The following is a 22,636-nucleotide window of genomic DNA, read 5'->3' as shown; positions in this document are numbered from 1 at the left end:
GGCAAGTCTCGGGTCAGGCTGAACCGTTAACGCTCGATCGTCGGATGATGGTGGACCAGAGGGTCCGTCCGCCGACGAAACAGCGGAAGGGTTCGGCGCATGGCCAGCATTGGCGCATCGGACGAAGAAACCGGCAAGGCGGGGGGCATGGTCCCCACCGCCATCGCGGTGGCGATACTGACGCTCGTCGGCGGCGGCGGCGGCGCGGTGCTGGGCATGAAGCTCGCATCGCCGGAACCGGCTGTTGCAACGACCACGGACGCCCCGGAAGCCGAGATCGTCGACGTGGAAGCGGGCGATCTGGCGGAGAGCGGCGACAAGCTGCCGCTCAAGCTGATGCCGCTCAAGCCGGTGCTCACCAATATCTATTCCCCGCCCGAGACGTGGCTGCGCGTCGAGGCCGCCCTGGTCTATCGCGACGACGGCACCGCCGACCCCGAGGTGCTGGCCGCCCAGATCGAGGCCGACACGCTGGCCTTCCTGCGCTCGGTGCAATTGTCTCAGGTCGAGGGCACCCGCGGCCTGATGCATCTGCGCGAGGATCTGCGCCAGCGCGCCAAGCTGCGCTCGCCCGCCGTGGTCGACTATCTCATCCAGACGATGATCGCCGAATGAGACCGCTGCTTCTCCTTGCGGCGCTGCTGTTCGCCGAACCGGCCCTGGCCCAGACCGCCCAGAGTTCCGGCCTGCCCGATCTCGCATCGCTGCTGCCGGCGGGCGATTCGACGGCGTCCGGCCGCATCGTCCAGCTCTTCGGCATCGTCACCATCCTGTCGATTGCGCCGGGCCTCCTGGTCATGGTGACGTCGTTCACCCGCATCGTGATCGCCCTGTCGATCCTGCGGACCGGTCTCGGCCTGCAGACGACGCCGGCCAATCTGATCCTCATCTCCCTGTCGCTGTTCATGACCTTCTTCGTCATGGCGCCGACCTTCGATCGTGCCTGGAACGACGGCTTGCAGCCGTTGCTGAACAACGAGATTACCGAGGAGGAAGCCTTCTATCGGATCAGCGAGCCCTTCAAGGATTTCATGCTGACGCAGGTGCGGCCGGAAGACCTGCGGCTGTTCGGCGATATCGCCGCGGCCACCAGCCGCGAACGGGTCGAGCCGGAGGAGCAGGGCGCCGCCGACGAACGCGATGTCGATCTGCGCGAACTCATCCCGGCCTTCATGATTTCCGAGCTGCGCCGCGGCTTCGAGATCGGCTTCCTCATCGTCCTGCCGTTCCTGGTGATCGACATGATCGTGGCGACGCTGACCATGTCCATGGGCATGATGATGCTGCCGCCGACCATCATCTCGCTGCCGTTCAAGATCCTGTTCTTCATCCTGATCGACGGCTGGAACATGCTGGTCGGCTCGCTGGTCCGATCGTTTTTCTGACGCGGCTGGGCGGAGTCGAAAGCGGTCAGGTCGCGTCGGGTTTAACCTGTCATTAAGGTTAACAAACTAGGTTAATGACCAGTGGAGGCGCGCTTCCGTGCGGCGCGAGGCAAGCTGCGGGCGAAGACCACCGAGGGTAACGTGTCATGACCAGCATCAATACCAACATTGCGGCAATGGCGGCACTGCAGACCCTGCAGGCCACGAACCGGACGATGGACGCGACGCAGAATCGCATCTCGACCGGCTACCGCGTGGCCGACGCCAAGGACAACGCCGCCTACTGGTCGATCGCCACGACGATGCGGTCGGACAACAAGGCGCTCTCGGCCGTCGAGGATTCGCTCGGCCTCGGCGCCGCCAAGGTCGATATCGCCTACACGGCGCTCGACAGTGCCATCAATGTCGTCGACGAGATCAAGGCCAAGCTCGTCGCGGCAAGCGAGCCCGGCGTTGACAAGACCAAGATCCAGTCGGAAATCAGCGAACTGAAGAAGCAGCTCCAGAGCATCGCGTCGTCCGCCTCGTTCTCGGGCGAAAACTGGCTGCAGAACGATACTGCGGGACCGGCCGGCGCCAAGGACATCGTGGCCTCTTTCAACCGGGATTCCACGGGGGCCGTCTCGATCGGCACGATCACGGTCGATGTCACGGCCATGACCCTGATCGGCACGGATGACGAAACCACTGGCCTCCTCACCGCGGACTACGATTCCGACGATCTGCTGGCGACGCCTACTGGTACACCGGTATTCTATCGGCTGATCGATGTCCCGGGAGAGACCACCGCCGCCACCGGCACGGTGATCGGCCTCACCAGCGCCACGACCCCGGCGGAAGTCAACGCCATGGTGCGCGTCGTCGACAAGATCCTGACCGACTTGACCAATGTCGCGGCCAATCTCGGCGCCGCGAAGTCACGTATCGAACTGCAGCAGAACTTCGTGTCCAACCTGACCGACTCCATCTCGTCGGGCATCGGCGCGCTGGTGGATGCCGACATGACGGAGGAATCGACCCGGCTGAAGGCGCTGCAGACGCAGCAGCAGCTCGGTGTCCAGGCCCTGTCGATCGCCAATTCCTCCAGCCAGGCGATCCTGCAGCTCTTCCAGAACTGATCGACACCACGCTCCCGAGGCGTCCTTCACGGGACGCCTCCATGACGACCCAGAAGCCGCCCCATACGGGCGGCTTTTCGCGTTTGAGCGATGTGGGGGCCGCGCCTTGGGGAGGGGGCCTCGGGTAAGTGACTGTTAACCATGAAACGGAACGGCTCGTTACCATTAACAAGTCGGAAGGGGCCGGCCACGATAGTCGTCCTCATAGCGATGCGCTCCACCTCACGGGAAGCGAACGCAGGGCATGATGCCGTCTCGCTATACCGGCCAGTCCGGACTGTCCCCCCATTCTGTCTTCCGCGTAACGGGACATCATTATGACCTCCATCAATACCAACGTTTCGGCGATGACGGCTCTGCAGAGCCTGTCGATGATCAACAGCAACCTGAACCAGACGCAGAGCCGCATCTCGACCGGCTTCCGCGTCGGCGACGCGTCCGACAACGCCGCCTACTGGTCGATCGCCACCACCATGCGCTCCGACAACAAGGCCCTCGGAGCCGTCGAGGACGCCCTCGGTCTCGGCCAGGCCAAGCTGGACACCGCCTATACCGGCATGAAGGCTGCCATCGACGTCGTCGACGAGATCAAGGCCAAGCTGGTCGCCGCCCGCGAACCCGGCGTCGATCGCAACAAGATCCAGTCGGAAATCACCGAGCTCCAGGGCCAGTTGTCCTCGATCGCGACCTCGGCCTCCTTCTCGGGCGAGAACTGGCTCGCGTTCGACGGCGCCGGCGTCAACAAGGACATCGTGTCGTCGTTCAATCGTGACAGCGCCGGTGCCGTTTCCGTCGGCACGATCCAGATCGACATTTCGGCCGTCAAGCTCTACGGCGATGATGGTGCTGGCACCCCTGTACAAGACGGCATCCTCGACACGGTCGTTGCTTTCGGTACCGGGACTGCGATCAACATCGAGGTGGCGTCGCTGAATATCTCGACCGCTGTCCTGACCGATGCGATCATCACCGCCTCGCATGCGACCCCGGGGGACAATACGTTCGACGACGTAGCCGATGCGATGATCTCGGCCGTCGACACGGCATTGCAGCGGATGACCACCGCTGCATCGAATCTCGGCGCCGCCAAGAACCGGACGGACATCCAGTCGGAATTCGTCTCGACTCTGCGCGATTCCATCGAGAAGGGCGTCGGCACGCTGGTGGATGCGGACATGACAGAGGAATCCACCCGGCTGAAGGCGCTGCAGACGCAGCAGCAGCTGGGCGTCCAGGCGCTGTCGATCGCCAATGCCTCCTCGGAATCGCTGCTCGCGCTCTTCCGCTAGAACCCATCGGGATCACCCTGACGGGAACGGGTCCGGCCGCAAGGCCGGGCCCGTTTTGCGTTGCGCACAGTTCTCGTGCGGCGCCAGATATATCAGCAAAAATAATGTGTTAACCATCATTTTTAGGCGCTTGGTAGCCATCCTCGGGCATGGTGAACCCATAGCGAGGTGGCCGCGATTGACGGGCCACGGGCATGACGCCGTTCCGCTAGACCGGCCAATCCGGACTGTCCCCCTGTTCATTTTTTGCGTCACGGGACACCATCATGACCTCCATCAATACCAACGTTTCGGCGATGACGGCTCTGCAGAGCCTGTCGATGATCAATAGCAACCTCGACCAGACGCAGAGCCGCATCTCGACGGGCTACCGCGTCGGTGCCGCTTCGGACAATGCCGCCTATTGGTCGATCGCCACCACGATGCGCTCGGACAACAAGGCCCTCGGCGCCGTCGAGGACGCCCTCGGTCTCGGCTCGGCGAAGGTCGACACGGCCTATACGGGCATGAAGGCCGCCATCGACGTCGTCGACGAGATGAAGGCCAAGCTCGTCGCAGCCCGTGAACCGGGCGTCGACAAGACCAAGATCCAGGCGGAGCTCACCGAGCTGCAGGGCCAGCTGACGTCGATCGCCACCTCTGCGTCCTTCTCGGGCGAGAACTGGCTGTCGGTCAATTCCACCGCGCCGGCCAATGCGACCAAGTCGGTCGTCGCGTCCTTCAATCGCGACAGCGCAGGCGCCGTCTCGGTCGGCACGATCCAGATCGATACCGCGAAGACCAAGCTGTTCGACGCTGCGACGCCGGCAGGAGCGGCCGGTACAGGGATCCTCGACGGGAGATACACCGCCGCCGGTGCGTATAACGCCGTCGATCAGACTGCGCTCGCTGGTAGTTTTACTGTCGCAACCCTCAACATCTCGGCGCTGACCGACTCGGCCGCCGATGTCTTAACACTGAACGGCTTCATCAGCGGCGTTGACGACGCCCTGCAGCGGATGACGACAGCCGCTTCCAATCTCGGCGCCGCCAAAAGCCGCATGGACATCCAGTCGGAGTTTGTCTCCAACCTGCGCGACTCCATCGAGACCGGCGTCGGCACGCTGGTGGACGCGGACATGACGGAGGAATCCACCCGGCTGAAGGCACTGCAGACGCAGCAGCAGCTGGGCGTCCAGGCGCTGTCGATCGCCAATGCCTCCTCGGAATCGCTGCTCGCGCTCTTCCGCTAGAACCCATCGGAATCACCCTGACGCGAACGGGTCCGGCTACAAGGCCGGGCCCGTTTTGCGTCGAGCGAAGCCCTATCCTGATGAGCCGGGAAGGGGACGTCGCCCGGGCTGCGGCAAGATCTTTTATTTTGAAGAATACTACAGAATGCCATTATTGTTAACCATATTCCTTAGCCGCTTAGTAGTCCGGCGCTGGCTATGTTGATGACATAGCGAGGTGGCCGCGATTGACGGCCACAGGCATGACGCCGTTTCGTTATCCCGGCCGATCCGGACTGTCCCTCTTGTTCATTACTCTGCGTTACGGGACACCACCATGACCTCCATCAATACCAATACGTCGGCAATGACGGCTCTGCAGAGCCTGTCGATGATCAACAGCAACCTCGACCAGACCCAGAACCGCATCTCCACAGGCTACCGCGTCGGTGCGGCCTCGGATAACGCCGCCTACTGGTCGATCGCCACCACCATGCGCTCGGACAACAAGGCCCTCGGCGCCGTCGAGGACGCGCTCGGCCTCGGCCAGGCCAAGGTCGACACGGCCTATACGGGCATGAAGGCAGCCATCGACGTCGTCGACGAGATGAAGGCCAAGCTCGTCGCAGCCCGTGAACCGGGCGTCGACAAGACCAAGATCCAGGCGGAGCTCACCGAGCTGCAGGGCCAGCTGACGTCGATCGCCACCTCTGCGTCCTTCTCGGGCGAGAACTGGCTGTCGGTCAATTCCACCGCGCCGGCCAATGCGACCAAGTCGGTCGTCGCGTCCTTCAACCGCGCCGCGGACGGAACGGTTTCGGTCGGCACCATCCAGATCGACACCTCGAAGACCAAGCTGTTCGACGCCGCGGCTAACACCAACCTTCTCGGTCCTCTTGCGGGAACCGGTATCCTCGACGGAAAATACGATGCGGCGGGTGCTTATCTGACCGACCAGACGGCTGCCGGCAGCTTTGACGTGTCGACCCTCAGCATCTCGGGTCTGACCGACTCGCTGGTTGACGTGGGAATATTGAATGGCTTCATCAGCGGTGTCGACGACGCCCTGCAGCGGATGACGACGGCCGCCTCGAACCTCGGTGCCGCCAAGAGCCGCATGGACATCCAGTCGGAGTTCATCTCCAACCTGCGCGATTCCATCGAGACCGGCGTCGGCACGCTGGTGGATGCGGACATGACGGAGGAGTCCACCCGGCTGAAAGCGCTGCAGACGCAGCAGCAGCTGGGCGTTCAGGCGCTGTCGATCGCCAACAACTCCTCGCAGTCGCTGCTGTCGCTCTTCCGCTAAGACACGGCGCTTCGACACTGACATGGACGGGTCCGGCCGCAAGGGCGGGCCCATTTGTATTTGGAAAAACGAGACTGATTTGATTGGACGCGATCCAGAAAGAACAAATATGGACATTTGCAGAAAGTTAACCATACAACTTAAGCAAAGCGTAGACCTGTCCTGACAGTCTGAGGTCATAGCGAAGTGATCGACCGCATGGTTGGGCACAGGCATGACGCCGTTTCGTTATCCCGGCCAATCCGGACTGTCCCCCTGTTCATTTTCCGCGTCACGGGACACCATCATGACCTCCATCAATACCAATACGTCGGCGATGACGGCTCTGCAGAGCCTGTCGATGATCAACAGCAACCTCGACCAGACCCAGAACCGCATCTCCACAGGCTACCGCGTCGGTGCTGCTTCGGACAACGCCGCCTACTGGTCGATCGCCACCACCATGCGCTCGGACAACAAGGCCCTCGGCGCCGTCGAGGACGCGCTTGGCCTGGGCCAGGCGAAGGTCGACACGGCCTATACCGGCATGAAGGCTGCCATCGACGTGGTCGACGAAATGAAGGCCAAGCTCGTCGCCGCGCGCGAGCCGGGCGTCGACAGGTCGAAGATCCAGGCGGAAATCAAGGAACTGCAGGGCCAGCTTTCGTCGATCGCGACCTCGGCCTCCTTCTCGGGCGAAAACTGGCTGTCCTTCGACGGCGCGACGACCGATACCAAGAATGTCGTCGCCTCGTTCAACCGCAGTGCAGCCGGCGCCGTTTCGGTGGGCACGATCGAGATCGTCATCGGCGCCACCAAATTGTTCGGTGACGACAATCCTGCCGCAGCTGGCACCGACAACGGCATTCTGAACAGCACTTTCACCACCACCGGTGGTGGCAACGTGACGGTCTCGGTGAGCAATCTCGACATCACCACCGCGGGCGTCACCGATCTCGACATCAACCAGATGATCTCTGAAGTGGATGATGCAATCCAGTCCATGACGACGGCAGCCTCCAATCTCGGCGCTGCCAAGAGCCGCATGGATATCCAGTCGGAGTTCGTCTCCAACCTGCGCGATTCCATCGAGAAGGGTGTGGGCACGCTGGTGGACGCGGACATGACCGAGGAATCGACCCGGTTGAAGGCGCTGCAGACGCAGCAGCAGCTGGGCGTCCAGGCGCTGTCGATCGCCAACAACTCCTCGCAGTCGCTGCTGTCGCTCTTCCGCTAAGACACGGCACGGCCACTTTGAATGGGACGGGCCCGGCCGCAAGGCCGGGCCCGTCTGTGTCTCGGGGTGAGTGAGGGCTGATCTGCGCGCAAGCGCCAATATATTAGCGTTTGATTCACGATGACTTGCGGTGCGGTGGGGGCGAGCGTCGTTAACCATCAAACTTAAGTAGCCAGTAGGTGGCGGCGGCAGATGATGATGGCATGACGAGGTGACCGGCCAGACAGACGCCGATCACGGGCATGATGCCGCTTCGTCATACCGGCCGACCCGGACTGTCCCCCTCTCAGAACTTCCGCATTACGGGACACCAACATGACCTCCATCAATACCAATACGTCGGCGATGACGGCTCTCCAGAGCCTGTCGATGATCAACAGCAGCCTCGACCAGACCCAGAACCGCATCTCCACCGGCTACCGCGTCGGGGCTGCTTCGGACAACGCCGCCTACTGGTCGATCGCCACCACCATGCGTTCGGACAACAAGGCCCTCGGCGCCGTCGAGGACGCGCTCGGCCTCGGCCAGGCCAAGGTCGACACGGCCTATACCGGCATGAAGGCCGCCATCGACGTCGTCGACGAAATGAAGGCCAAGCTCGTCGCGGCCAAGGAGCCGGGCGTCGACAAGGCGAAGATCCAGTCCGAGCTCAAGGAGCTTCAGGGCCAGCTGTCCTCGATCGCGACCTCGGCCTCCTTCTCCGGCGAGAACTGGCTGAAGTTCGACGGCGGCACCGGCTCGAAGAGCGTGGTTGCATCCTTCAACCGCTCCGCGGCAGGCACGGTCTCCGTCGGCACCATCGATATCGACGTCTTGTCCGTGAAGCTGTTCCGCGATGTCGCGGCAGCTGGGACGGATGACGGTATCCTCGACGAGGTAGTCACCACCGCAAACGGCGCCGCCACACCTGTCAATGTGGTGTATACGGTCTCGACCCTCGACATCACCGCCGCCAATGTCGACGATACGGTATTGACGGGAATGATCTCGGCCGTCGATACGGCTTTGAAGTCGATGACGACGGCCGGCTCGAATCTCGGTGCCTCCAAGAGCCGCATGGATATCCAGTCGGAGTTCGTCTCCAACCTGCGTGACTCCATCGAGAAGGGCGTCGGCACGCTGGTGGACGCGGACATGACCGAGGAATCGACCCGGTTGAAGGCGCTGCAGACGCAGCAGCAGCTGGGCGTCCAGGCGCTGTCGATCGCCAACAACTCCTCGCAGTCCCTGCTGTCGCTCTTCCGTTAAGACACGGCACGGCTACTGTGGACGGAACGGGTCCGGCCGCAAGGCCGGGCCCGTTTTGCGTGTCGGGTGGGAGAGGGGCGAATATAATTCGGTTACCGTAGAGTTTGTAAGCAGGCGATTCATGATGAATCTTCAAAAGGCCGCGGGCGCCCGTCATTAACCAATGAACTTAAGTCACCGGTAGGTCGTTGCGGCAGAAAATGCCGCCATAGCGAGGTGGCTGGCGGAGAAATCGCTGGTCACGGGCATGATGCCGCTTCGTTATACCGGCCGATCCGGACTGTCCCCAGTTTAAAATTCCGCGTACGGGACAATACAATGACCTCCATCAACACCAATACTTCGGCAATGACGGCTCTGCAGAGCCTGTCCATGATCAACAGCAGTCTCGACCAGACCCAGAACCGTATTTCGACCGGCTACCGCGTCGGTGCCGCGTCCGACAATGCGGCCTACTGGTCGATCGCAACAACGATGCGCTCGGACAACAAGGCGCTTGGCGCAGTGCAGGACGCGCTCGGGCTGGGCCAGGCCAAGGTCGACACCGCCTACACCGGCATGACCGCCGCCATCGACGTCGTCGACGAGATCAAGTCCAAGCTGGTCGCGGCGCGCGAGCCGGGTGTCGACAAGACCAAGATCCAGTCGGAAATCAAGGAACTGCAGGGCCAGCTCACCTCGATTGCCTCGTCCGCGTCGTTCTCGGGCGAAAACTGGCTGTCGGTCAACAGCGGCGCTGCGGGTTACACCGCAACCAAGTCTGTCGTTTCGTCCTTCAACCGGGCGGCCGACGGTTCCGTGTCCGTGGGCACCATCGGCATCGATACCTCGAAGACGAAGCTGTTCGATTCAAATGGAACGACCGGCATTCTCGACGTGGCGCGTACGGGGGGAACCGTCGTCTCGACGCTCGCCCTCACTGGTACGACGACCGATGCTCAGGTCTCGACCATGATCTCCGACGTCGACGAGGCCCTGAAGTCGATGACGACCGCCGCCTCCAACCTCGGTGCCGCCAAGAACCGCATGGACATCCAGTCGGAGTTCGTCTCCAACCTGCGCAACTCCATCGAAAAGGGCGTGGGCACGCTCGTGGATGCGGATATGACCGAGGAATCCACCCGGCTGAAGGCGCTGCAGACGCAGCAGCAGCTGGGCGTCCAGGCGCTGTCGATCGCCAACAACTCCTCGCAGTCGCTGCTGTCGCTCTTCCGCTAAGACACGGCGCTTCGACACTGACATGGACGGGTCCGGTCGCAAGGCCGGGCCCGTTTTTGCGTCATGAGCAAGACGACAGACCTGTAAATCGTTCCACTCTTGTGAAATTTTTTAGTAGGCGATTTACGATGACCGTGGAAGCGGCTGTACGCGAGCTGCGTTAACCACCGAATTTAAGTCACCGGTAGGTCGATGGACCCGATGGTGCAGGCATAGCGAGGTGGCTGGCGAGAAATCGCTGGTCACGGGCATGATGCCGCTTCGTTATACCGGCCGATCCGGACTGTCCCCTGTTTGAAATTCCGCTTTACGGGACAATACAATGACCTCCATCAATACCAATACGTCGGCAATGACGGCTCTGCGGAGCCTGTCGATGATCAACAGTAGCCTCGACCAGACCCAGAACCGCATCTCGACGGGCTACCGCGTCGGTGCGGCATCGGACAACGCTGCCTACTGGTCGATCGCCACCACCATGCGCTCGGACAACAAGGCACTCGGCGCCGTCGAGGACGCGCTCGGCCTCGGCCAGGCCAAGGTCGACGTCGCCTATACCGGCATGGAAGCGGCGATCGACGTCACCTCCGAGATCAAGGCCAAGCTGCTTGCGGCCATCGAACCGGGTGTCGACAAGACCAAGATCAACTCGGAACTGACCGAGCTGAAGAACCAGCTGTCCAGCATCGCTTCCTCGGCCAGCTTCTCGGGCGAGAACTGGCTGCAGAACACGACCGCTGCGGCGGCCGGCAGCAAGAGCGTCGTCGCCTCCTTCAACCGCGACTCCGGCGGCGCCGTCTCCGTCGGAACGATCAGCATCGATGTCTCCAAAATGACGCTGATCGGCACCAGCGACGAAACGCAGGGAATCCTCACCAAGGACTACGATGCGGATCTGCTGCTGGCGACACCGACCACAGCGCCGGACGAATATCGTCTGATCGACGCTGCTGGAACTCAGACGACCGCCGCCACCGGTAAGTTGATCGAGCTCGCCAGCACCACCACGGCCGCGGATGTGAACGCCATGGTTCGCGTCGTCGACAAGATCCTCACGGACATGACCACGTCGGCCTCCAACCTGGGCGCCTCGAAGAACCGCATGGATATCCAGTCGGAGTTCGTCTCGAACCTGCGCAACTCCATCGACAAGGGTGTCGGCACGCTGGTGGATGCGGACATGACCGAGGAATCGACCCGGCTGAAGGCGCTGCAGACGCAGCAGCAGCTGGGCGTCCAGGCCCTGTCGATCGCCAATGCATCCTCGCAGTCGGTCCTGGCGCTCTTCCGCTAAACGGACCGCGCTTCATTGACGGAACGGGCCCGGCCTCGGCCGGGCCCGTTCCTGCGTCTGGGTCTCGTCCGACCACGATTGACGAACAGAGATGTACGCCACGCTTAGTATAAGCGAGGCGATGCACGCGCCTTTTGTCGAATTTTCTGCCGGTCGACGGTTTCGTCGCGTAAGCAAGACAATCGAAAGCAATTTCCTGCCAGATGGTGCGGCGGGCGCGACGGCATCGTGGCGCATCCCTGACGCAAGCCTCGACAGGCTGTCGATAAGAAACCGTTAACCATCCCGCCTCTAGTTTCGTAACGGCGCCGCGCCCGAGCTTCGGGTGTCTTCCTGCGCAAATTTCCAAGGACGATCACGATCATGCAGCTGGCAAATCTGAAGATATCCAAGAAGATTGCGGCTGCGTTCGCAATACTCGTCGTGATCGCCGCCTGCATGGGCGCGCTGCTGTTCCAGTCCATGACGACGATCGAGGCGGCGAGCGAGGACAAGAACCACCAGGTCGCCCTGTCCAATGCCGCGATCGACGCGCGCTTCGCGCTCGCCCGGCAGGAGAACTCGCTGCGCGGCTTCATGATCACCCGCGACGCCTACTTCTCCGGGCGGGTGAAGGAGCATTACGAGACCTTCAAGAAGAATGTCGCCGAGCTCGGCACCATCGCCGGCGCCGGCAGCCCGATCGCCGCGGAGTTGCCGAAGGTGTCGGCCGCGATGGCTGCATGGCAGACCGAGATCGCCGACCCGGTCATCCGCAACGCCGGCAGCGAATTGACCTATCCTCAGGCGCTGACGCTCTTCAATTCCGGCAAGGCCGACGAGTTCATCGAGCCGATCGAGACCATCATCGATTCGGTTCGTGACACGACGACCGCTGCAGTCGCCGCGGGAACCCTTGCCGAAGCAGAGGCCAATAGCGCAGCCGAAATCGCACTGATGATCGGCATGGGCGCCCTGATCCTGGTCGCGGTTGGCCTTGGTTGGGTGCTGTCCCGAGCCATCGCCACGCCGATCGTCCAGATGACCGGCGTGATGCGCAAGCTGGCCGACGGCGACAAGACCGTCGTGATCCCCGGCGCCAGCCGCAAGGACGAAGTGGGCGAGATGGCCGTTGCCGTCGAGACCTTCAAGCAGGCAGCCATCGACCGCGACGAGCTGGCCGCGCAGGCCGAGGCATCCCGCATCAGCCAGGACGAGGCCGCCAAGCGCCAGGCCGCGCTGGACGACGCCAAGGCGGAAGACCTGCGGGCCTTCGTCGGCATCGTCGAGGTCGGCTTCGAGCGCCTGTCGGCCGGCGACCTGACCGTGCGCATGCAGGACAAGGTGGCGACCGAGTTCGAGCCGATCCGCGCCAAGTTCAATGCCAGCGTCGCGGCGCTGGAAACCGCCATCGGCCATGTGGTCACCTCCATCGCCTCGATCCGCACCGGCCTCGGCGAGATCAACACCGCGTCCAACGACCTGGCCCACCGCACCGAGCAGCAGGCGGCCAGCCTCGAGCAGACCGTCGCGGCCCTGGGCGAAGTGACCCAGGCCGTCAACGAGACCGCCGAGGGCGCCGGCAAGGCGCAGCTCGTGGCCTCGGGGGCCCGCGAAAAGGCCCAGAAGGGCGGCGAGATCGTCGGCAAGGCGGTCACCGCCATGGGCCAGATCGAGCAGTCGTCCGAGAAGATCAACTCGATCATCTCGGTGATCGACGAAATCGCCTTCCAGACCAACCTCCTGGCACTCAACGCCGGCGTCGAGGCGGCACGGGCCGGCGAGGCGGGCAAGGGCTTCGCGGTGGTGGCGCAGGAAGTGCGCGGTCTCGCCCAGCGTTCGGCGGAAGCGGCCAAGGAGATCAAGACCCTGATCGCCACCTCGCGCGAGCAGGTCGGCACCGGCGTGGAACTGGTGACCGCGTCCGGCAAGTCGCTGGAGGAGATCGTCACCGAGGTCAGCGCCATGGCCGAGGTCATCTCGACCATCGCCGCCTCGGCCCGGGAACAGGCGACGAGCCTGCGCGAGGTCTCCGGCGCGGCCGACCAGATGGACAAGGTCACCCAGCAGAACGCCGCGATGGTCGAGGAAGCCACGGCTGCCAGCCAGACGCTTTCGAACGAGACCGACGAACTGGCCCACGCGATGGCGAAGTTCCGCACTAGCGCCGGCGATGCCGGCCGCCCTGCGGCCCGCAACGCCCAGCCGCAGCGCCGCGGCGCTGGCCCGGTCGTGCAGATGCGCGCCACCGGCACCCGCGGCACCGCCCGCGCCCCGCAGACTCAGGAAGATGGCTGGGAGGAATTCTGATGGCCAGGAAGCCCGCAAACCGCAAGCCGACCCTGGTCGACCTGCCTGAAATCCTCGACATCAAGGCGGCTGCTCCCCTGGCGGAACAGCTCCTGGCCCTGCGCGGCGGACCGGTCAAGGTCGACGCCTCCAAGGTGTCCAGGCTCGGCGGCCAGTGCGTCCAGGTCCTGCTCTCTGCCGCTGCGACCTGGAAGGTCGACGACACGCCGTTCGACCTCGAAACACCTTCGGACGCCTTCCTGGGCGGCCTCGAACTTCTCGGGCTGACGCCCGAGCACATCAGCGACAAGGGAAGCCTCGCATGAGCAGGACAGTTCTGACGATCGACGACTCGCGGACGATGCGCGAGATGCTGCGGGCAACCCTGACGTCTCAAGGCTTCATCGTCGTGCAGGCCGAGGACGGCGCCCACGGGATCGAGGTCCTCGAGGGCATGGACGTCGAGCCCGACGTCATCATCACCGACATCAACATGCCCCGCAAGGACGGCTTCCAGTTCATCGAGGAAGTGCGGGTCGACCCCCGGCGCCGCGCCATCCCGATCCTGGTGCTGACGACCGAGAGCGACGCCGAGAAGAAGCAGCGGGCCCGTACCGCCGGTGCGACCGGCTGGATCGTCAAGCCCTTCGACCCGGTCAAGCTCGTAGACGCGATCAACCGCGTCGCAGCATAGCAGAGCGCCCTTGTCGGCGGTCACGCCGACGGCAAGCCGCCGGCACGACCGCCAAGCAGACAGCAGTGCGAGCAGGAACAAGAAGGTAGCGACATGGACGCGATGGCGGAAATCCGGCAGACATTCTTCGAGGAATGCGCCGAGCAGCTTGCGGAGCTGGAAGCCGGATTGCTGGCGATCGAGAACGGCGAGGCCGATTCCGATACGGTCAACGCCGTGTTCCGGGCGGTGCACTCGATCAAGGGCGGGGCAGGGGCCTTCAGCCTCGACGATCTGGTCCGTTTCGCCCACATCTTCGAGACGACGCTCGACGGGCTGCGCTCCAACCGGCTCGAAGCGACTGATACGGTCATCAAGGTGATGCTGCGCTCCGGCGACGCCCTTGCCGACCTTGTCACCGTTGCCCGCGATGGCGGCGTCGCCGACGCGGCCCGCAATGACGGCCTGGCCGCCGAACTGAAGGCGCTGGTCGGCGGGACGGCGGAAGCCGATGCTCCCGCGACCGCAGGCGCCGACGACGATCAGGGCATGGGCGATCTCGATTTCGTGCCGATCGCCGTCGATCTCGACGATCTGCTGGGTGGTGGCGACGACGACGCCGATTCCGACGGCGAAACCGTGTTCCGCATTTCCTTCAAGCCCCATGAGGGTCTCTATTCGAAGGCCAACGAGGCGGCTGTCGTCCTGCGCGATCTTTGCAAGTTCGGCGAAGCAGTGATCAGTTGCGACACCAGCGAACTGCCGCAGCTGCAGGATCTGGATCCCGAGAGCGCCTATCTCACCTGGAACGTGGAGCTTCGCACCGCCTCCACCGAGGAGGCCGTGCGCGAGATCTTCGAATTCGTCGAGTGGGATTGCGATCTGACGATCGAGGCCGACAAGGCAGGCGGCGACGCCGGCGGGTTCGATTCCGACCTGGCCGAGATCCTTGCCCGCATTCGCGGCGACGTGCCGGCCGATACTGCCGAGGAAGCACCGGCAGCGGCGCCAATGGCCGCCGCGCCCGTCGTCGCCGAAACGCCTCCTGCGGAGGAAGAACTCGAGGCCGCAGCGCCCGCACCGGCAACTGCCGATATCCAAGAAGCTGCCCCCGCTGCGAACGCCGTGCCGAAGGCGCTGCCCTCCGAGGCCAGGGGCACGACCGATGCCGAGGGTAAGCCCACGACGGCGGCCGCCCAGACGATCCGTGTCGACCTCGAGCGGGTCGACCGGCTGATCGACCTCGTCGGCGAACTGGTCATCCACCAGGTCATGCTGTCCCAGCGCGCCTATCAGGCGGGCCTGGCCCGTACCTCGGAGCTCGCGGTCGGGCTCGACGAACTCGAGCAGCTGACCCGCGGCATCCAGGACAGCGTCATGGCGATCCGCGCCCAGCCGGTGAAGTCGGTCTTCCAGCGGCTGCCGCGCCTGGCGCGTGAAGTCGCGGAAATCTCCGGCAAGACGGTTCGGCTGGTCACGGAAGGCGAGTGGACCGAGGTCGACAAGACCGTCATCGAGCGCCTGGCCGATCCGTTGACCCACATGCTGCGCAACGCGATCGACCACGGGCTGGAAAAGCCCGAGGTGCGTCTGGCTGCCGGCAAGACTGCCGAAGGCACGGTGAAGGTCGCGGCGATGCATCGCTCGGGCCGCATCGTCATCGAGATCGCCGACGACGGCGCCGGCATCAACCGGCCCAAGGTGCAGGAAATCGCGATCAGCAAGGGGCTGATCCCAGCCGACGCCAATCTGACCAACGAGGAGATCGACAACCTGATCTTCGCGCCGGGCTTCTCGACCGCCTCCTCGGTGTCCGAACTGTCGGGCCGCGGCGTCGGCATGGATGTCGTCAAGCGCTCGATCCAGGCGCTCGGCGGCCGCGTGTCGATCGCCTCGGAACCCGGCCAGGGCTCGATCTTCACCATGAGCCTGCCGCTGACCCTGGCGGTCCTCGACGGCATGATCGTCTCGGTCGGCGACCAGACGGTCGTGGTACCGCTGACTGCGATCATCGAGACGCTGCAGCCCAAGGCGGAAGAGGTGAAGAGCTTCGGCGGCGACGCGCGGGTGGTGAAGGTGCGCGACAGCTTCCTGCCGCTCGTCGATGTCGGCCGCGAACTGGGATTCACCGGCAAGGCGGCCGACGCCACTGCCGGCGTCGCCATCCTGGTCGAGGCGGAGAAGGGTCTGCGTTCGGCGCTGCTTGTCGACGCCATCCAGGGTCAGCGCCAGGTCGTGATCAAGAGCCTGGAAACCAATTACGGCAGCGTGCCCGGCATCGCCGCCGCCACCATTCTCGGCGACGGTCGCGTCGCCCTCATTCTCGACGTCGATACCGTCGTCGCGACATCGCGGGGCGATAACGCCTTCGCCAGCAACGCCATGCAACAGGCCGCGGAGTAGGACAGATGACGACTTCTTTCACACAGACCGGGAAGCCCGCCCAGAACGACAATCGCGGTGAAGGCAACGGCCGCGAACTGGTCGCCTTCCGCATCGGCGAGCAGGAATTCTGCGTCGACATCATGTCGGTCCGCGAGATCCGCGGCTGGACCCCGGCAACGCCGATCCCGCACGCTCCGTCCTACGTCAACGGCGTCATCAATCTGCGCGGCGCGGTGCTGCCGATCGTCGACCTGGCGGCGCGCCTGGGCTTCCCGAAGACCCAGCCGACCGCCCGCAGCGTCATCATCGTGGCGCGCTCGCAGCAGCAGCTGTTCGGGCTCCTGGTCGATGCCGTCTCCGATATACTGACGGTGACCGACGACGCCCTGCAGCCGCCGCCGGACATGGCGACGGAATTCGCCAAGCAGTTCGTCCGCGGCGTCATGGCACTCGAGGGCCGCATGGTCTCGCTGCTGGCGACGGACAACGTGCTGCCGCAGCTTCGCGACGCGGCCTGACGGCCGACGCGAGGCAGGACAGCATCTCGACAGGACAGAAATGGCACGTTGGGGCCGGGCGACGGATCGTCCGGCACCATCGAGCGAAGGTGGAGTAGGGCGCTTGGCGGCCGGACATCAGCAAGAAAAGCCGGGAGGCCGGCGGCCGCGGGGCGGCTCCGCGTCGATCGGTTCCGGCGAGTTTCCGATGACTGAGGCGGACTTCACCAATATCGCCCGGATCCTCTACGACGACGCCGGCATTCACCTGACGGCGTCGAAGGCGTCCCTGGTCTATTCGCGGTTGTCCAAACGGCTGCGAAGCCTCGGCATGGAGAGCTTCCGCGACTATTGCGCCCTGGTGGCCGGCTCCGGCGGTGCCGACGAGCGCATGAAGATGCTCGCCTCGCTGACGACCAACGTCACGCATTTCTTCCGCGAGCAGCATCATTTCGACCATCTGAAGAACAGCCTGTTGCCGCCGCTGCTGGCCAGCGCCAAGCAGGGCGGGCGCGTGCGGATCTGGTCGGCGGGCTGCTCCAACGGCCACGAACCCTATTCGATCGCGATGACCCTGCTGTCGATGATGCCGGACGCGGCCGACCATGACGTCCGCATCCTGGCGACCGACATCGATCCGAATGTCGTGGCCACCGGCCGCGCCGGCATCTACCTGTCGAGCGATCTCGAAAACGTGCCGGCCGATCTGCGCCGGCGCTGGTTCCGTCCGGTCCACGGGGCGACGAGCAGCCACCGCGGTGCCACCGAAGAGATGAGCTTCGAGGTCGCCGATACGATGCGCGATCTCGTGTCGTTCCGCGAACTCAACCTCATCGGCCAGTGGCCGATGAAGGGCATGTTCGACGCCATCTTCTGCCGCAACGTGACAATCTATTTCGACCAGACGACCCGCGAGAGGGTGTGGAACCGTTTCGCCGAGCGGATCCTGCCGGACGGTTTCCTCTATGTCGGCCATTCCGAGCGCGTGACCGGGGCTGCGGCATCGTTGCTGACCTACGCGTCCAATACCTCCTACCGCAAAGCCGGAAGCTGACGATGATGGAACGCGGACACCAGACCCTCGATACGGGTTCGCCGAGCAGGGCCGACGATCGCGATGCCGGACGGAGCAGGGACGCGATGATGCCAGCTGCAACGGTTCTCATCGTCGACGATTCCATGACGATGCGGGCATTGATCCGCAACGTGCTGAAGAACGATCCGGGCATCGAGGTGGTCGGCGAAGCCGCCAACCCCTTCGAGGCCCGGGAGAAGATGAAGGAACTGGATCCGGACGTCGTCACCCTGGACGTCGAGATGCCGAACATGAATGGCATCGACTTCCTGCAGAAGATCATGCAGCTGCGGCCGACGCCTGTCATCATGGTGTCGAATCTCACCGCGCCTGGCGCGTCGGTCACGCTGGAGGCGCTGGAGATCGGCGCCTTCGACTGCATCGCCAAGCCGGGCGCCGGCAGCAACACCTTTGACGCCCTGCCGGGCTTGATCAAGGAGGCTGCGCAGGCCAAGGGGCGGCTGGTCCAGCGTCGGGGCGCGGCCGCCGTGCCTGCGAGCCGCGCCGCGCCGTCGTCGCCTGCACCCCATGTGGTGATGCGCTCGGCGACCGGGCCGGAACTGATCGGGATCGGTTCGTCGACCGGCGGCGTCGAGGCGCTCACGCAGGTTCTGGCGGAGTTTCCCGCCGATTGTCCGCCGACGCTGATCGTGCAGCATCTGCCCGCGGCCTTCACCGGGTCATTCGCCGCGCGGCTCGACCGCCTGTGCCCGGCGCATGTGACCGAGGCGAAGGACGGCGATGTCCTGCGCCCCGGCCACGTCTATCTGGCACCGGGCGGTGGCCGCCACATGATCCTGCGCAAGGCGGTGCAGCCCTACATTTCTCTGGTCGCCGACGATCCGGTCTCTGGGCACCGCCCGTCGGTCGACGTTCTGTTCGCGTCCATCGCCAAGAACTTCAAGGGCCGTTCCAGCGGCGTCATCCTGACCGGCATGGGCCGCGACGGGGCGCAGGGTCTTCTGGAGATGCGCAAGGACGGCTCGCGCACGCTCGCCCAGGACGAGGAGAGTTCGCTTGTCTACGGCATGCCGCGGGTAGCCTACGAAATCGGTGCCGCGGAGAAGAGGATCCCTCTGTCGCGGGTGACCCGACAGCTGTTCGCGTGACCCGATGATGTTTCCCCAAACATATGTCCTGTCAGCGAAAATACGCGATCCGGATGAGAGAAACTCTTCATAAAATTCCCCCTTTAATAGGGATCCGACAAGGATAGACCCCATGAGCATTGCAGACCGGATCAGAGTTCTCATCGTCGACGATCACCGCACCAGCCGGATGCTGATTCGCGACGCCCTGGAACAACTGGGAATCAAGCAGATCGTCTTTGCCGTCGATGGCGAGGAGGCGCTTCAGACGATGATGACGGCGCCCTGCCATATCATCATCTCGGATTTCAACATGCCCAAGCTGGACGGAATCCAGCTGCTGAAGGCCGTGCGGTCCTATGCCCCGACGAAGAAGACGCCCTTCATCATCCTGACGGGCCAGGGCGATCGCGAACTCGTCCAGCGGGCGGCCCAGTTCGGCGTCAACAACTTCCTGGCCAAGCCGATCACCGTCCCCGTCCTCAAGAAGACCATGGAAGCGGTGGTCGGTCGTCTCCAGTAATGCCGAACCGAGCGGACATGCAGCGCATTCACGTCATGCAGGGCGAAGCGAAGGTGGCTTCGGGACCGGACACGGTGCTGACGACGCTCCTGGGCTCCTGCGTCTCGGCCTGCATCCATGACCGGGTCGCAGGCGTCGGCGGAATGAACCATTTCCTGCTTCCCGGCAGCTGCGACCAGGAAGGCGGCCGGACCGAGAGTTTCGGACTGTACCTGATGGAGCTCCTGATCAACGGGCTCCTGCAGCAGGGCGCGCGCCGCGAAAATCTGGAAGCCAAGCTCTTCGGCGGTGCCCAGACGGTCGATCGCCTGTCGAATGTCGGTTCCAAGAACGCCATCTTCGCCGAGCGCTTCCTGCGCATGGAGAGGATCACCTATCTGGGCGGCAGCCTGGGCGGGGAGGTCGGACGGCGGATCGAATACTGGCCGCATTCGGGCAGGGCCCGGCAGATCCTGTTCGAACCGGCCGCCATGCCGAAGATCCCGGTGGCCCGCCCCATTCGCAAGCCGGACGCGATCGGCGACGTGGAACTTTTCTGAAAGGACCGGGGGCGTATCGTGGCGAACCGTCCCGAATCCCCCGTCGTGCAATTCTAGCGATCGAAGCGAATTCCCATGTCGATGAGTTCCCTGTCCGACCTTTTCAGAACCCTCTCCCTCGAGCTGCGCGAACTGGCCAGGGACGCCGAGGCGATGCACGACCTCGTCTGCCCGGACCATGCGCAGCAGGACGCGGCCTATGTGCGCGCCGTGCAGCGGATCGACCGCACCCAGCAGACGCTCTGCAACCTGTCGACCTTCCTGGAAGCGGCAGGGGACGAGCTGCCGGCGAGCTACGAGGTCGCGCTGAAATCGGCGCTGGAGACGGTCCGGTTGAACGATCTCAAGCTGCGTCTGGTCCCCTCTGCCAACTCCCCACACCAGGCCCGCACCGACGATACGGACGGCGAGATGGAATTGTTTTCCCAGGCATCTTGAACCTGGAACGGCGCTTCAGCGAGTTGGAAGCAAGCCACCGAATGCGCGCATAAATTGCCATTCGCTTCGGATCACTCGCGTTAACCTTTCATTAACCGTGGTCTCGCGCAAGCTTCGACCGGCATGGTCCGCTCGTCGCTTCGCAGTCACAGTTTAATGCAGGGTAGAGAGATCCATGGCGCTTGCCGTTGGCGGAAAAGCTCAACAGCTTTTTACAAATCTTACCGCGCTCGGTCCGCGCAGACTCGGTGCACTGGGACTGATCGGATTGCTCGTGGTGGCCCTGGTCGGGCTCGGCAGCTACTACCTGTCGCGTCCGGACATGGAGACGCTCTATTCCGGTCTCGACCGCACGGATGTGACGCGGATCGGCGCCGCACTGACGGAAGCGGGGATCCCCTTCGACGTCGACGCCAAGGGCGACGCCATCCTGACGCCCTTCTCCCAGACGGCCCCCGCCCGGATGCTTCTCGCCGAAAAGGGCCTGCCGCGTTCGGAAAACGCCGGTTACGAACTCTTCGACAATCTGGGCTCCATCGGCCTGACCTCCTTCATGCAGGAGATCACCCGGGTCCGCGCGCTGGAAGGGGAAATCGCCCGCACCATCCAGACCCTGCGCAATGTGCGCGCCGCCCGCGTCCACATCGTGCTGCCCGACGAGGGCTCCTTTCGCCGCGAACAGCAAAAGCCCTCGGCCAGTGTCGTGGTCCGCACGGAGAACGGCAACGATTTCGGCTCGGCCCAGGCGATCCGCTCCCTGGTCGCTTCGGCCATTCCGTCGATGACACCGGAAGAGGTGACCATCCTCAACGCCGACGGCACGCTGCTTGCCTCCGGCGACGAAGGCGTCTCCGCCGCGCCCACCAAGCTGTTCGGCATCGAGAGCGTGGTCTCCAAGGACATCGAGCAGTCGATCCGCAGGACGCTGGCGCCCTATCTCGGCATCGGCAATTTCCAGACCAGCGTCGTCGCCCGGCTCGATACCGACCGCAAGCAGATCAGCGAGCGGATCTTCGACCCCGAGAGCCGCGTCGAACGCTCGACCCGCACGATCCGCGAGAACAACCAGTCGGCAAACCGCGCGGGCGACACCCCGGTCGGTGTCGAGCAGGATGTCCGCGAGGTCGATGCCGCACCGGCTGGCGGTGCCGGCGGTGAGCAGTCGTCGGAAGAGACCGAGCGCCGCGAGGAACTCACCAACTACGAGATCAACGAGAAGACGATTTCCACGACGAGCGACGGCTATCAGGTCGAGCGCCTGTCGGTGGCCGTGGTCGTCGATCGCGCCCGGGTGCTGGAAGCGATCGGTGAGAACCCTTCGGACGCCCAGGTCGAGGCCCGCATCGCCGAGATCAAGGCGCTGGTCGCCTCGGCCTCGGGCTTCTCGGCCGATCGCGGCGACCAGATCGAGGTGACCGCGGTCGACTTCATCGCTTCCAACGACGCGCTGGAGCCGGTCCCCGCCCCCGGCCTGGGCGAGATGTTCATGCGCCAGTCCGGCACGCTGATCAACGCCCTGACCATCCTCGCCGTGGCGATCATGCTGATCTGGTTCGGCCTCAAGCCCGCCGTCCGTGCCATCGCCGCCATGCCGGCTGCCGAGGGCAACGCACTGGCCGCGCTGGACGACGACGAGATGCCGGAACTGGACGACGATGCCCGCGCCCTCTCGGAGAGCCTGCTGGAGAACCTGAACTACGACCAGGATTCCTCCGGTGGCTCGCAGCTCGGCTTCCTCGACGACCTCAACTTCAACGTGGGCAACTCGCCGAGGGCCCGCCTGGAGAGGCTTCTGGACCACAATGAAGAGCATGCCGCCACGGTGATGAAGCAGTGGCTCAACCAGAAAGAGGCGGCCTAAG

21 protein-coding genes are annotated in these 22,636 nt (G+C 64.1%); all 21 read left to right on the top strand.

Annotation, left to right across the window (positions count from 1 at the left end):
- Positions 1–99: 99 nt before the first annotated feature.
- The 21 genes from VQ042_RS05740 (at position 100) to fliF (ending at position 22,635) form a co-directional block, all read left to right on the top strand.
- Complete coding sequence (locus tag VQ042_RS05740; RefSeq protein WP_331816495.1) at positions 100–615, top strand: flagellar basal body-associated FliL family protein; 516 nt, start codon at positions 100–102, stop codon at positions 613–615.
- Positions 612–1,385 (top strand): flagellar type III secretion system pore protein FliP, encoded by a 774-nt coding sequence (fliP, locus tag VQ042_RS05735; RefSeq protein ID WP_331816493.1) that lies wholly within the window; start codon positions 612–614, stop codon positions 1,383–1,385. The genes VQ042_RS05740 and fliP overlap by 4 nt, the downstream gene beginning before the upstream one ends.
- 146 nt (positions 1,386–1,531) lie before the next feature.
- Positions 1,532–2,503: a flagellin N-terminal helical domain-containing protein gene (locus VQ042_RS05730; protein ID WP_331816491.1), complete on the top strand. Its 972-nt coding sequence runs from the start codon at positions 1,532–1,534 to the stop codon at positions 2,501–2,503.
- Positions 2,504–2,820: 317 nt separating this feature from the next.
- Positions 2,821–3,792, top strand: coding sequence for a flagellin N-terminal helical domain-containing protein (locus VQ042_RS05725; protein WP_331816489.1), 972 nt, complete (start codon positions 2,821–2,823; stop codon positions 3,790–3,792).
- Positions 3,793–4,058: 266 nt separating this feature from the next.
- Positions 4,059–5,024, top strand: coding sequence for a flagellin N-terminal helical domain-containing protein (locus VQ042_RS05720; RefSeq protein ID WP_331816487.1), 966 nt, complete (start codon positions 4,059–4,061; stop codon positions 5,022–5,024).
- 316 nt (positions 5,025–5,340) lie between these two features.
- Entirely contained in the window at positions 5,341–6,312 is a 972-nt protein-coding gene (locus VQ042_RS05715; protein ID WP_331816485.1) for a flagellin N-terminal helical domain-containing protein, read from the top strand.
- 286 nt (positions 6,313–6,598) lie between these two features.
- Positions 6,599–7,528, top strand: coding sequence for a flagellin N-terminal helical domain-containing protein (locus VQ042_RS05710; RefSeq protein ID WP_331816483.1), 930 nt, complete (start codon positions 6,599–6,601; stop codon positions 7,526–7,528).
- Between the two features lie 315 nt (positions 7,529–7,843).
- Complete coding sequence (locus tag VQ042_RS05705; protein WP_331816481.1) at positions 7,844–8,776, top strand: flagellin N-terminal helical domain-containing protein; 933 nt, start codon at positions 7,844–7,846, stop codon at positions 8,774–8,776.
- A gap of 318 nt (positions 8,777–9,094) precedes the next feature.
- Positions 9,095–9,994 (top strand): flagellin N-terminal helical domain-containing protein, encoded by a 900-nt coding sequence (locus VQ042_RS05700; protein ID WP_331816479.1) that lies wholly within the window; start codon positions 9,095–9,097, stop codon positions 9,992–9,994.
- 322 nt (positions 9,995–10,316) lie between these two features.
- A complete protein-coding gene (locus VQ042_RS05695; protein WP_331816477.1) occupies positions 10,317–11,288 on the top strand; it encodes a flagellin N-terminal helical domain-containing protein in 972 nt (323 codons plus the stop codon).
- 363 nt (positions 11,289–11,651) lie between these two features.
- A complete protein-coding gene (locus VQ042_RS05690; RefSeq protein ID WP_331816475.1) occupies positions 11,652–13,577 on the top strand; it encodes a methyl-accepting chemotaxis protein in 1,926 nt (641 codons plus the stop codon).
- Positions 13,577–13,882, top strand: a complete 306-nt coding sequence (locus tag VQ042_RS05685) for an STAS domain-containing protein (protein WP_331816473.1) — start codon at positions 13,577–13,579, stop codon at positions 13,880–13,882. The genes VQ042_RS05690 and VQ042_RS05685 overlap by 1 nt, the downstream gene beginning before the upstream one ends.
- Positions 13,879–14,250 carry a response regulator gene (locus VQ042_RS05680; protein ID WP_331816471.1) on the top strand — a complete coding sequence of 124 codons (372 nt, stop codon included), beginning with the start codon at positions 13,879–13,881 and terminating at the stop codon, positions 14,248–14,250. Before VQ042_RS05685 ends, VQ042_RS05680 begins: the two co-directional genes overlap by 4 nt.
- A 93-nt stretch (positions 14,251–14,343) precedes the next feature.
- The gene (locus VQ042_RS05675; RefSeq protein ID WP_331816469.1) at positions 14,344–16,632 is read left to right on the top strand and encodes a chemotaxis protein CheA; all 2,289 of its coding nucleotides are present in this window, start codon (positions 14,344–14,346) and stop codon (positions 16,630–16,632) included.
- A gap of 5 nt (positions 16,633–16,637) precedes the next feature.
- The gene (locus tag VQ042_RS05670) at positions 16,638–17,132 is read left to right on the top strand and encodes a chemotaxis protein CheW (protein WP_331816467.1); all 495 of its coding nucleotides are present in this window, start codon (positions 16,638–16,640) and stop codon (positions 17,130–17,132) included.
- Positions 17,133–17,319: 187 nt separating this feature from the next.
- Entirely contained in the window at positions 17,320–18,165 is an 846-nt protein-coding gene (locus VQ042_RS05665) for a CheR family methyltransferase (protein WP_331816465.1), read from the top strand.
- An 86-nt stretch (positions 18,166–18,251) separates the two neighbouring features.
- On the top strand, positions 18,252–19,295 hold the full coding sequence (locus VQ042_RS05660; protein ID WP_331816585.1) for a protein-glutamate methylesterase/protein-glutamine glutaminase: 1,044 nt from the start codon (positions 18,252–18,254) through the stop codon (positions 19,293–19,295).
- Positions 19,296–19,407: 112 nt separating this feature from the next.
- A complete protein-coding gene (locus VQ042_RS05655; protein WP_331816463.1) occupies positions 19,408–19,797 on the top strand; it encodes a response regulator in 390 nt (129 codons plus the stop codon).
- Complete coding sequence (locus VQ042_RS05650) at positions 19,797–20,336, top strand: chemotaxis protein CheD (protein ID WP_442880038.1); 540 nt, start codon at positions 19,797–19,799, stop codon at positions 20,334–20,336. Before VQ042_RS05655 ends, VQ042_RS05650 begins: the two co-directional genes overlap by 1 nt.
- Before the next feature lie 75 nt (positions 20,337–20,411).
- Entirely contained in the window at positions 20,412–20,774 is a 363-nt protein-coding gene (locus tag VQ042_RS05645; protein WP_331816459.1) for a hypothetical protein, read from the top strand.
- 175 nt (positions 20,775–20,949) lie between these two features.
- On the top strand, positions 20,950–22,635 hold the full coding sequence (fliF, locus tag VQ042_RS05640; RefSeq protein ID WP_331816457.1) for a flagellar basal-body MS-ring/collar protein FliF: 1,686 nt from the start codon (positions 20,950–20,952) through the stop codon (positions 22,633–22,635).
- Position 22,636: the final 1 nt, after the last annotated feature.

The organism is Aurantimonas sp. A2-1-M11, from assembly GCF_036549475.1.
Taxonomy (GTDB): domain Bacteria; phylum Pseudomonadota; class Alphaproteobacteria; order Rhizobiales; family Rhizobiaceae; genus Aurantimonas.
Note: the sequence above shows the minus strand (reverse complement) of the source record. Positions and strands in the feature narration are given on the sequence as shown.

Excerpts from the sequence above, each read along its gene's own strand:
- VQ042_RS05695 (WP_331816477.1), top strand. The coding sequence starts at position 10,317 with ATGACCTCCATCAATACCAATACGTCGGCAATGACGGCTCTGCGGAGC.
- VQ042_RS05705 (WP_331816481.1), top strand. The coding sequence starts at position 7,844 with ATGACCTCCATCAATACCAATACGTCGGCGATGACGGCTCTCCAGAGC.
- VQ042_RS05730 (WP_331816491.1), top strand. The coding sequence starts at position 1,532 with ATGACCAGCATCAATACCAACATTGCGGCAATGGCGGCACTGCAGACC.
- VQ042_RS05675 (WP_331816469.1), top strand. The coding sequence starts at position 14,344 with ATGGACGCGATGGCGGAAATCCGGCAGACATTCTTCGAGGAATGCGCC.
- VQ042_RS05710 (WP_331816483.1), top strand. The coding sequence starts at position 6,599 with ATGACCTCCATCAATACCAATACGTCGGCGATGACGGCTCTGCAGAGC.
- VQ042_RS05655 (WP_331816463.1), top strand. The coding sequence starts at position 19,408 with ATGAGCATTGCAGACCGGATCAGAGTTCTCATCGTCGACGATCACCGC.
- VQ042_RS05680 (WP_331816471.1), top strand. The coding sequence starts at position 13,879 with ATGAGCAGGACAGTTCTGACGATCGACGACTCGCGGACGATGCGCGAG.
- VQ042_RS05690 (WP_331816475.1), top strand. The coding sequence starts at position 11,652 with ATGCAGCTGGCAAATCTGAAGATATCCAAGAAGATTGCGGCTGCGTTC.
- VQ042_RS05665 (WP_331816465.1), top strand. The coding sequence starts at position 17,320 with ATGACTGAGGCGGACTTCACCAATATCGCCCGGATCCTCTACGACGAC.
- VQ042_RS05645 (WP_331816459.1), top strand. The coding sequence starts at position 20,412 with ATGTCGATGAGTTCCCTGTCCGACCTTTTCAGAACCCTCTCCCTCGAG.
- VQ042_RS05725 (WP_331816489.1), top strand. The coding sequence starts at position 2,821 with ATGACCTCCATCAATACCAACGTTTCGGCGATGACGGCTCTGCAGAGC.
- VQ042_RS05670 (WP_331816467.1), top strand. The coding sequence starts at position 16,638 with ATGACGACTTCTTTCACACAGACCGGGAAGCCCGCCCAGAACGACAAT.
- VQ042_RS05660 (WP_331816585.1), top strand. The coding sequence starts at position 18,252 with ATGATGCCAGCTGCAACGGTTCTCATCGTCGACGATTCCATGACGATG.
- VQ042_RS05715 (WP_331816485.1), top strand. The coding sequence starts at position 5,341 with ATGACCTCCATCAATACCAATACGTCGGCAATGACGGCTCTGCAGAGC.
- VQ042_RS05650 (WP_442880038.1), top strand. The coding sequence starts at position 19,797 with ATGCCGAACCGAGCGGACATGCAGCGCATTCACGTCATGCAGGGCGAA.
- fliF (WP_331816457.1), top strand. The coding sequence starts at position 20,950 with ATGGCGCTTGCCGTTGGCGGAAAAGCTCAACAGCTTTTTACAAATCTT.
- VQ042_RS05740 (WP_331816495.1), top strand. The coding sequence starts at position 100 with ATGGCCAGCATTGGCGCATCGGACGAAGAAACCGGCAAGGCGGGGGGC.
- VQ042_RS05700 (WP_331816479.1), top strand. The coding sequence starts at position 9,095 with ATGACCTCCATCAACACCAATACTTCGGCAATGACGGCTCTGCAGAGC.
- fliP (WP_331816493.1), top strand. The coding sequence starts at position 612 with ATGAGACCGCTGCTTCTCCTTGCGGCGCTGCTGTTCGCCGAACCGGCC.
- VQ042_RS05720 (WP_331816487.1), top strand. The coding sequence starts at position 4,059 with ATGACCTCCATCAATACCAACGTTTCGGCGATGACGGCTCTGCAGAGC.
- VQ042_RS05685 (WP_331816473.1), top strand. The coding sequence starts at position 13,577 with ATGGCCAGGAAGCCCGCAAACCGCAAGCCGACCCTGGTCGACCTGCCT.